Source organism: Entomomonas sp. E7T21 (assembly GCF_058693955.1).
In genome coordinates, this window is sequence record NZ_CP191672.1 from 3,094,886 (window position 1) to 3,103,873 (window position 8,988).

The 8,988-nt window shown below is 37.0% G+C and carries 19 protein-coding genes; 17 read left to right on the forward strand and 2 right to left on the reverse strand.

The window, feature by feature from the left end; genetic code table 11:
- Positions 1-5: 5 nt before the first annotated feature.
- Both ACQVD9_RS14720 and ACQVD9_RS14725 read right to left on the reverse strand, forming a co-directional pair.
- Entirely contained in the window at positions 6-434 is a 429-nt protein-coding gene (locus ACQVD9_RS14720) for a hypothetical protein (protein ID WP_264746676.1), read from the reverse strand.
- A gap of 3 nt (positions 435-437) precedes the next feature.
- Positions 438-848, reverse strand: coding sequence for a helix-turn-helix domain-containing protein (locus ACQVD9_RS14725; RefSeq protein ID WP_264746677.1), 411 nt, complete (start codon positions 846-848; stop codon positions 438-440).
- 111 nt (positions 849-959) lie between these two features.
- On the opposite strand from ACQVD9_RS14725, the gene ACQVD9_RS14730 reads away from it, so the two are divergent.
- Genes ACQVD9_RS14730 through ACQVD9_RS14810 form a run of 17 tightly spaced genes read left to right on the forward strand, consistent with a single transcriptional unit; the run spans position 960 to position 8,968 of the window.
- Positions 960-1,187, forward strand: a complete 228-nt coding sequence (locus tag ACQVD9_RS14730) for a DNA-binding protein (RefSeq protein ID WP_264746678.1) — start codon at positions 960-962, stop codon at positions 1,185-1,187.
- 11 nt (positions 1,188-1,198) lie between these two features.
- The gene (locus ACQVD9_RS14735) at positions 1,199-1,522 is read left to right on the forward strand and encodes an IclR family transcriptional regulator (protein WP_264746679.1); all 324 of its coding nucleotides are present in this window, start codon (positions 1,199-1,201) and stop codon (positions 1,520-1,522) included.
- Complete coding sequence (locus tag ACQVD9_RS14740) at positions 1,515-2,480, forward strand: hypothetical protein (RefSeq protein ID WP_264746680.1); 966 nt, start codon at positions 1,515-1,517, stop codon at positions 2,478-2,480. Before ACQVD9_RS14735 ends, ACQVD9_RS14740 begins: the two co-directional genes overlap by 8 nt.
- 5 nt (positions 2,481-2,485) lie before the next feature.
- Positions 2,486-2,644: a hypothetical protein gene (locus tag ACQVD9_RS14745; RefSeq protein ID WP_264746681.1), complete on the forward strand. Its 159-nt coding sequence runs from the start codon at positions 2,486-2,488 to the stop codon at positions 2,642-2,644.
- A gap of 3 nt (positions 2,645-2,647) precedes the next feature.
- Positions 2,648-4,399 (forward strand): TnsB C-terminal domain-containing protein, encoded by a 1,752-nt coding sequence (locus ACQVD9_RS14750; protein WP_264746682.1) that lies wholly within the window; start codon positions 2,648-2,650, stop codon positions 4,397-4,399.
- Positions 4,400-4,403: 4 nt separating this feature from the next.
- The gene (locus ACQVD9_RS14755) at positions 4,404-5,570 is read left to right on the forward strand and encodes an ExeA family protein (RefSeq protein ID WP_264746683.1); all 1,167 of its coding nucleotides are present in this window, start codon (positions 4,404-4,406) and stop codon (positions 5,568-5,570) included.
- 2 nt (positions 5,571-5,572) lie between these two features.
- On the forward strand, positions 5,573-5,752 hold the full coding sequence (locus ACQVD9_RS14760) for a hypothetical protein (protein WP_264746684.1): 180 nt from the start codon (positions 5,573-5,575) through the stop codon (positions 5,750-5,752).
- Positions 5,706-5,954, forward strand: coding sequence for a hypothetical protein (locus ACQVD9_RS14765; protein ID WP_264746685.1), 249 nt, complete (start codon positions 5,706-5,708; stop codon positions 5,952-5,954). Before ACQVD9_RS14760 ends, ACQVD9_RS14765 begins: the two co-directional genes overlap by 47 nt.
- On the forward strand, positions 5,941-6,123 hold the full coding sequence (locus tag ACQVD9_RS14770; RefSeq protein ID WP_264746686.1) for a hypothetical protein: 183 nt from the start codon (positions 5,941-5,943) through the stop codon (positions 6,121-6,123). Before ACQVD9_RS14765 ends, ACQVD9_RS14770 begins: the two co-directional genes overlap by 14 nt.
- Positions 6,120-6,437, forward strand: coding sequence for a hypothetical protein (locus ACQVD9_RS14775; protein WP_264746687.1), 318 nt, complete (start codon positions 6,120-6,122; stop codon positions 6,435-6,437). The genes ACQVD9_RS14770 and ACQVD9_RS14775 overlap by 4 nt, the downstream gene beginning before the upstream one ends.
- On the forward strand, positions 6,434-6,715 hold the full coding sequence (locus ACQVD9_RS14780; RefSeq protein WP_264746688.1) for a hypothetical protein: 282 nt from the start codon (positions 6,434-6,436) through the stop codon (positions 6,713-6,715). Before ACQVD9_RS14775 ends, ACQVD9_RS14780 begins: the two co-directional genes overlap by 4 nt.
- Entirely contained in the window at positions 6,708-6,992 is a 285-nt protein-coding gene (locus tag ACQVD9_RS14785) for an HU family DNA-binding protein (RefSeq protein ID WP_264746689.1), read from the forward strand. The genes ACQVD9_RS14780 and ACQVD9_RS14785 overlap by 8 nt, the downstream gene beginning before the upstream one ends.
- A gap of 44 nt (positions 6,993-7,036) precedes the next feature.
- Entirely contained in the window at positions 7,037-7,249 is a 213-nt protein-coding gene (locus ACQVD9_RS14790; RefSeq protein ID WP_264746690.1) for a hypothetical protein, read from the forward strand.
- A 13-nt stretch (positions 7,250-7,262) separates the two neighbouring features.
- A complete protein-coding gene (locus tag ACQVD9_RS14795; RefSeq protein WP_264746691.1) occupies positions 7,263-7,820 on the forward strand; it encodes a gp16 family protein in 558 nt (185 codons plus the stop codon).
- A complete protein-coding gene (locus ACQVD9_RS14800) occupies positions 7,817-8,056 on the forward strand; it encodes a hypothetical protein (RefSeq protein ID WP_264746692.1) in 240 nt (79 codons plus the stop codon). Before ACQVD9_RS14795 ends, ACQVD9_RS14800 begins: the two co-directional genes overlap by 4 nt.
- Positions 8,053-8,601 (forward strand): HI_1489 N-terminal domain-containing protein, encoded by a 549-nt coding sequence (locus tag ACQVD9_RS14805; protein WP_264746693.1) that lies wholly within the window; start codon positions 8,053-8,055, stop codon positions 8,599-8,601. The genes ACQVD9_RS14800 and ACQVD9_RS14805 overlap by 4 nt, the downstream gene beginning before the upstream one ends.
- Before the next feature lies 1 nt (position 8,602).
- Positions 8,603-8,968 carry a Mor transcription activator family protein gene (locus ACQVD9_RS14810; protein ID WP_264746694.1) on the forward strand — a complete coding sequence of 122 codons (366 nt, stop codon included), beginning with the start codon at positions 8,603-8,605 and terminating at the stop codon, positions 8,966-8,968.
- The last annotated feature ends 20 nt before the right edge of the window (positions 8,969-8,988 follow it).

The following is an 8,988-nucleotide window of genomic DNA, read 5'->3' on the forward strand; positions in this document are numbered from 1 at the left end:
CTCCTTTAACGCTTTTTAAGTAAATAATTAATTAGAAAATATAATAAATAACTTAATGCTACAGTTAATAAAGAAATTAATAAACTACTAAGAATGGCTCTATTAAAGTTCTGTACAATATGAAAAATATTTTTTTGATTTTCGACTTTAGTCAAATATAAATTTAATACAGTTAGAGTTAATGTTAGACCTACTGTTAATAAAAAAAATAACTGTAGTTTTTTTGCTATTTTTAAACGGTTTTGTTTTTTTTGTTCTTCTTCTAAAATAGTTAAACAAGGGTTGCAAATATCATCATTTAAATTTATCCAGCTTCTTTGACAATATGGACAGGGTTTGTATTTGTCTGGATTAATATTGATATTTACATAGTCACGGCCAGCTAAAATATTACCTCTATTGTTCGAGCCTTTTATTTTAATATCAGTACCCACAATTTACTTCCTCAATTTGATATTTCCCGTTGCTATATTGCCAGTATTATTGTCGCCTTTTATTGATACTTTAGTATTAGCTTTGCCTTTTTTCTTCTCATCACTGCTGGAAATATCAACACCCGTTAAAGCTAAAACCATCAAACGCTTTTTATTTTCTTCTGGTAGTTTTCTATAAGCGTCTAACATCACTTGTTCTTCTGGTGTTATAGCTGCCTGTGAACGTTGACCAGTTACAATATATGTGACATCAACGCCTACAGTATTTAGCGCGGATAACTGCAATGCTGTAGGGTATGTTGTGCCTTTCTCCCAATCGCTTAACGTTCTTTTTCCAGCGCCAGCAATTACCGCAAATTCTGACAGTGTGAGTTTTAGTCTTTCCCTTTCTTCTTTTATTCGAGCGCCTATCATTTAGCAATTATCCGCAATATTTATATTTACAATTGCAGATTTCCGCAATATAATAAACATAAATTAATTTAAAGTATTTTGATAATTTTACCAACAATAGGAGAAAGGTCAATGCAAGTACCATACGCACTGCCCAAAACAAAGCCTTATACACATGAACAAGTAAAAGCCTTATTTAAAAAGGCTGGTATTCCTATAGCTCAATGGGCTAAAAAAAATAATTTTCCTGTAAACCGTGTTTACTTATTAACGAATGGATTAATAAAAGGCAATTATGGTGTATCCCATGATATAGCTATTAAATTGGGGTTAAAAATCCCAGAAATACAAGTAGCATAAGGGGTTAAGCCATGATTGAAGAAACAGGCATAAACAAAAGCGCCTTAAAATCATTAGAAGTATTAAAAGCCATGCGCGGAAAAAGTATTGCTGGTTTTACTAATAATGAACTAGCTACACAGTTAAAGGAAACACCTACCAATATTACCCGCGCCTTAAATACCCTTATAAGTGCTGGCTTAGTTGAGAAATGGGACGATAACCGATTCCGCTATAGCTCTCTACTGCTTGAAATAGCACACGCCCATACTTTAGAAACACAAGAAACAGTACAAAGAACTAACCAACGTTATAACCAAATTACAGCAAATGCGAGGGCTTTATTAAATGGCTAAGAAAACCAAGACTACTGTAGCTGAGACTACAGAAAACCAAGAACTAGAAATAGTACAAGAAGTAGCTGTACAGTCTTCTATAGCGGATAACTCTGTAATAGCTTCTTATGAAATTTTCAAAGCTATTGGCCGTATTGAAACATCACATTTTTATGCGACAATTTCAGATTTAGCCATAGCTAAACAGTTTGAAGAAATAAAAAACAGCAAGAAATATAAGGACTTACCATATAATGACGCCGACGGAAATGTGCGACATGTCGCAGATTTAGAGGAATTTTGCCAAGTCTTTTTACATAAATCCTACAGACGCTGTGCCGAACTTTCGCAAAACCTTAATTTATTAGGTGAGGAATTATACCAACAAGCCGAACAAATAGGCTTTAGGGCTAGGGATTACCAAGCATTAAAGGCTTTGCCTGCTGACGATCAGGAAATAGTTAAACAAGCTATAGAAACTCAAGACCGCGACAAAGTAATAGAGTTACTACAGGAAATGGCTGTTAAGCATAAAAACGATAAAGAAAACCTTACTAAAGACCTTGAAGAAGCCAAGGGCAGCTATGACGCTTTAAGCAAAGTAACCGAAAAGAAAGGAAAAGAGTTAGACAAGGTTAAGCTGGAACTTGAAAAAACCAAAAAACGTATAGCTAACCTAGAACCAGAAGAAGTGGGCGAAGAACTACGCCAAGAAGCCACTGTAGCTGCTACCACTGTAGAGGGCATGATATATGGCAATTTATTAATAGCTATGCAGGCTTTACAAGACCATCAAAACAAAACAGGCATAGACCATGAAGCAACTATGACAGGTTTAGTTATTTCTGTTAAGCGCGCTGTTAATTTTGTTAGCAACCAATTAGGACTACCAGACCAATTAACCGAAAGCCTTGTAAATGACTGGCAAGCACCTAACGCTGAGGAACTAGTAAAAGCCGAGTTAGGTATAGGGGAATAATTGCAATGAATGAATTTAAATTTAATACCTTAGTTACTTTGTTACTTGTCATTCTTCTAAACCAGTATGTAGCCAGTAATAACCTTGTAATAGCAAGCTTAACCGCTATTTTAGTTATTGCTAGTGGTTGTGCTGGATTGTATTTTTATTTTAAAGGTAAGTAAGCCATGAATAACCCTGCTATTAATCAACTTATTGCAGAAGCAGCTAAACAGATAGCCAGCGCTAAGCATGGGCAAAACATGGCTATTTATGAGGGATTAGCAGCAAAATTAAATAAATCAACCCGTACAGCTATTAACTTAGTTAAAAAGTTTGTAGATAAAGGTACACGTAAAAAACGTAGTGACGCGGGCAAGTTTGCGCTTTCAATCACTGACGCGCAACACATATCCGCCTTATTAATGCTTAGCCTACGCAATAACAACAAAAAGCAACTTTCTAGTATTGAATTAGCGGTAGAACGTTTACAAGCTGAGGGCATGATTAATGCCGTATCTACTAACGAAGAAACAGGCGAAGTTAAACCACTTTCAACCAGTGCTATTATTAATGCTCTGTATGGTTATAACTTACACCCTAAACAGCTATTACAACCAGAACCAGCTACACGCTTAGCCAGTGAACACCCCAACCACGTTTGGCAAATAGACGCCTCTATTTGCGCCCAGTATTATTTAGATGATAACGGCCTAGAAAAAATAGACCCCTCTGAATACTACGACGGCAAGCCAGAAAACCTTAAACGCATAGAAAAGAAGCGTTTACAACGTTATGCAATTACAGACCATGCCACAGGCACTATCTATGCTGAATACACGCTAGGCAGTGAAAGTGCCGAAAGCCTATGCAATTGTTTAATTAATGCCATACAGCAACGGGGCAAATACCCCTTTTATGGTGTACCTAAAATAATCATGACAGACCCCGGAGCAGCTATGAAGTCTGCCATGTTCCGTAACCTATGCAGGGCGCTTGGTATAACCTTAATTATTAACAAAGTTAAAAATGCACGGGCTAAAGGTTCAGTAGAGAAAGCACACGATTTAATCGAATGTAATTTTGAAAGCGGTTTAAAACTACGCCCAGCAAGTAACTTAAACGATCTTAACAAGTTGTTGCATGTTTGGATGCACCACTACAACACCTTTAAAACCCATAGCCGCACAGGTAAAAGCCGCTACAGTGTTTGGCAAACAATCACTAAAGAACAGCTAAGACTAGCCCCTAGTGCAGATATATGCCGCGAATTAGCCATAAGCCAACCCCTAGAGCGTAAAGTTAATGTATACCTAACAGTATCATTTAGAGGCCATGAATATGACGTTAGCCAAGTACCTAATGTGCTAGTAGGTGAAAAATTACTTATTACCCGTAACCCTTGGCGAGATGATGACAGCGCCCAAGTAGTGTTAGTTAATGAAGATGGCCGCGAGTACTTCCAAGTTGTAGAGCGTGTTAATAAAAATCAATACGGCTTTACAGATACCGCCGCCATTATTGGTACTAACTACAAACAACATGCCGAAAACCCAGCACAACAAAACATTAAACAACTAGACCAGTTAGTAACTGGTACTAACAGTGTAGAAGAAGCAGAACAAGCCAAGAAAGCTAAGCAACTACCTTTTAAGGGTGCAATTGACCCCTTTAAAACCATTAAAGATACCGAGCTACCCGCATTCTTACCTAAACAGGGTAGCGAGTTAGAAACAACAATAGCTATACCTACTGTAGTAGAAGTTAATTTAACCCTAACCGCTATGGCTAAACAGCTTAAAGGCTTACTGGGTGAATGGTCGCCACAACACATGGCATGGCTACAAAAGCACTACCCACAAGGCGCACCAGAAAACGAACTTAACACCATAGCAGAACGCTATAAACAACGCCCCCGCTTAAGTGTGGTAGGAGGTTAAAACAATGCTACAGCTTAAACAAGTCATAGCAGATCACAGGCTTAAACAGTCGAATTTAGCCCAATATCTTAATGTTAGTAATACCGCCGTATCTTTATTAATTAACTTAAATACATGGCCTAAAAAGACAGATAAGGCCGAATTTAAGCAACGCATTATTAGCTGGTTAGCTCAAAAAGGTATAACTGCTAATGATAGTGTTTTTAATGTAGTGACTGAGGGCGGCCACCCCCAGCCACTATTGGAAATATCCCCACCTACAAATAATGAGGACTATTATATGATACTTGAAAAACAGCATTTAACCAAAGCTGCCGGAAATGCTTTTGATTTAAAAGTAAATCCCTTTGACGAACCGCGCAGTATTGACGACCTTTATCTATCGCCAGAAGCAAAAATACTCTATGAAGATTTATATATAGCGACTAAATGTTCACAGTTTATAGCTGTTATTGGTGAGTCTGGCAGCGGCAAAACAACCCTTAAAAAAGCATTAAAAGCCCGTGTAGCTAGGGCTAAAGACAAAGTTATCTTTGTAGAACCCTATATTATAGGAATGGAAAGCAACGACCAAAAAGGAAAGTCATTAAAAGTAACCCAAATTATAGACGCTATTAAGGCTGCTATTGCGCCTACTGCTGCTAAACCTAGATCAATAGATGATCGTTTTAGACAAGTTCATACGTTAGCGGCTGAGGCTGTCAGCAATGGCTATCAAATTGTTATTATCATAGAAGAAGCCCACAGCCTGCCAAATGATACGCTAAGACACTTTAAGCGCATACTGGAAATGGAAAGCCCAGACGGATTTAACAGCCTATTTACTGTGCTACTTATTGCCCAGCCAGAACTATTGCTAACCTTAAGTAAGCATAACAAAGAAATTCGCGAAGTAACCCAGCGCTGTACAATAGAAAAGCTAGCCCCTGTAACTAATTACTTAGAAGATTATCTAGCCCATACCTTTAACAAAGCCAATAAAAAACTAGCCGAAGTGATCGACCAAAGCGGCATAGATGAACTTAAGCAAAAACTTAGCTACCGCCGTTACGGTGAAACAGAACCGAACCATTATCCACTAGTGATTAATAACACCCTTATTGCCGCTATGAATATAGCAGCCGAAACAGGCCAAAGTCTTATTACTGGGGAGATCATAAAAGAGGTGTAGCAATGTCCACCTTTAATGATTTTATGAATCACTTAATGGCTAACAAAGGCGGCTGCTGTCATGCACCAAGCGGCCGCTATTGTGAACAAGGTAAACGGCTTAAAGAAGCTTATACTCACGAAGGTAAAAAAGCTTATGACAAACTTAGACAACGTAGAAACACAGGCTTTAACAGATACTAAGGCTATTGTTAATTGGCGATTGATTGGTATTGCTTTAGTTTTTGCACGTAGAAGAAAAGAAAAGGTAACCATAGTAGCCAAAGGCAAAAACTTTTTTCATTTATTCCAGCATGGCCGCGTTGTTGGCTTTGCTTCTGATTATGTCAATGCACTAGATAAGGCTAGCAAATTAGAGCGAGGTGTATTTCATGCCAAAGCATAAAACACCCGTTACTACTATAAAGCAAATACTAGCGGACTTTGATAGAACTATGCTTGCTAACCAAGTCGAGTTATTTGTTAAAAATGGCGGAACTATTAAGCAGCTAGCCAGCTATAAAGACAAGCAGCTAAACATTAACCCTTGTGGCTGGCAAAGGGAGACATTATGACCGATAAAAAAATACAACTTTATAGACCTAGTAATAGCTATGAGGGCGACTGGTTTCATTGCGAATGGTGTCGCAAATGTGCGCGTGATTCTGCCATGAATGAAGGGTTATCAATAGATGAATGTGACGATAGCCAAAAATGCGAGATTTTGGGCGATACGTTTATTTATGAGGTTGACGATCCTGACTACCCTAAACAATGGCAATACAACGAACAAGGCCACCCGATCTGCACTGCTTTTATTGCAGAAGGTGAACCTATACCGCCTATACGTGAAGATAAAACTATAGATATGTTCGAGGGTGAACAATGATTGAAGCTAACAAAGTATTTACAACTAAAGAGCATGGCGAAATTGTAGCCCATGCCAACACTAGAAGTGATGGTACGCGCATAGAATTTAAGTATAAATATCTAGGCGCTAATTTTACTACCTCTATTTACATGTTTCCAAAGGAAGCAAACGAAGCCGATCTATTAAAAGCTACTGATTTTCTAAATTCATTAACTGAGGAAAAAGCCGCCCAGTTATTGACCAACTACAAAAACGGCTTAAAACCACAATACAACGGAGATTTAAACAATGTCTAAGACTATTAATCATGCAGACTTAGTAGAAGCTGTAGCAGCTAAAACCGAAGAAGCACAAACGACTGTTAAAAGTGTACTAGCTGCTTTAGCAGAAGTAGCTACAGAAAACTTAAAAAAAGATGTAATTGTTACATTACATGGCTTAGGTAAGTTAAAACCTATTAAGCGTAATGCCCGTATAGGCCGCAACCCTAAAACACGCGAACCAGTAGAAATAGCTGCTAGTAGATCAGTTAAATTTACTTTAACTAAAGATTTAAAAGAAGCTTTAAATTAACCCTAATTGCCCCTAGCAATAGGGGCTTTACCTATGGTGGCATTATGACAAATGAACAACTAGCTATTTTATTAAGAGATATACAAACGTCTTTAGACTGTGGTATTGCACATGCTGAATACATAATTAAAACAGAATGCCCAGAATTAAAAAATGTTTTAGGAAACCTAAAAACTAACGCTTTTATGTCTTTAAAAGCATTAAATGATGAACTAAGGCAAAAAATTAACTCTTTAACTCCAACTAAATTTCCTTAGCAGGTATTGTGTTATGGCTAGACAATCTCAAATAGCTAAAATTCATATTGCTAAACAGCAATTAAACATACCAGAAGACGCTTATAGGCTAATGCTTAAGCGCTTTGGTGTTACATCATCTAAAGATTTAACTATTGTACAAGCTGAAAGGGTAATAGATGAATTTATAGCTAAAGGCTGGAAGCCTAAAAAACCTAACAAGGCCAAAGGTAAACCACATAACTTTGATAATCAGCCAGCTATCATGCAAAAACTAGAAGCATTACTAGCTGACATGAAACTAGATTGGAATTATGCCGATAGCATGGCAAAGCGCATGTTTAAAGTTGATAAAGTAGCATGGATTAAAAAAGAGCAACAATTGCATGATATTGTTGCAGCCCTTTACTATAAGCAACAAAAAGACTACTACCACAACATAATTAATGACCTATGCCAAAAACATAATATTTCTAATGAAGAAAAAGCACGTTTTTTAAGTTATACCAAGGGTGGCGAATGGGTAGAGCGCAAACAAAAATTTGAAGATGTTATTAATACTTTAAGTAATTTAGAGGGGCGTAGCTTATGAGTAAGGTAGCTATATCAACGCTTAATAATGAGCAACTAAGGCAGCTTATAAAAAACAAAATTTCTAGCCGTAGATTATCAAAATACTATTGTTGTGTATTAGTAGATTATCATTCAATACTTTTATGTGCTTCTATTATGTCATCTTCTAATCAAAGCAAAATTATAGATGACGCAAAAAAACTGCTTACTTTAATGTTTGGTGAAACTGTTAATAGTTCTTTGGTGAATAAATGATACAGATTCAATGCCCCTGCTGTGCTGCTACTTTTCCTCTTGAAGCTGGTTTTGTAGAAGTTGACGGAAAAAAGCTAGCAGCTTTAACTGGTGAATTGCAACCAGCACTAGCAAAGGCTGCTTTACTCTATTTAAGGCTGTTTAGCCCTGCAAAAAGTGCTTTAAAAAATAGTAAAGCTATTAAGTTATTGGATAGTTTAATAATACTTATTAAGGCTGGTACTGTAACTAATGACGCTCGAACCAATGAAACAAAGCCAGCAACTATGGAAATGTGGCTAGCAGGGTTAGAACAAGTAACAGAGCAATATAGCAGCTTAACCTTACCGCTTAAAAACCATAACTATTTAAGGGCTATAGTGTGGGGTATCGCCAGCGATCCTAAACAAGCACAACTATTAATACCTAAAGCAGCTAAAAAGGTAACCAGTACACAAGAAGAAAAAAACGAAAAAATAGCCGCAATTTATTCCGATCTGCGGCTAGGTCTAATTAATGAAGAACAAGCACACCAGCTTATAAGCCAATTAAAGATTGGGGGTTAGTATGGAATATCATGTATCAGAACAAGCCAAGCGTAGAAACGGTTTTTTTGAAGATTTAATAGACGGCTTAACGCGCCACTTGATAGCCAATAATATTAATGAACCAGAAAAAGCAGCCGAAGAAATAGCGCTCAAACTTCACGAAGAATGGAGAGGGCAAAATTTAAATTTTCCAGCTAAACCGCGTTTATACTTTGAGCGGTTAAAAGAGCAAGTAATCTCTGAATATACAGGCTATAATAAAACGGAATTATTAAGACGGCATAACATTTCCGAAAGCACTCTTTATAAATGGATGAACCAAAAATTAAAAGAAGCTAAAAAAAGGGAAATAGATCAAAATGGGCAAGTAATGTTTAAACTTTAAAATATTTATTTTAATTTTTA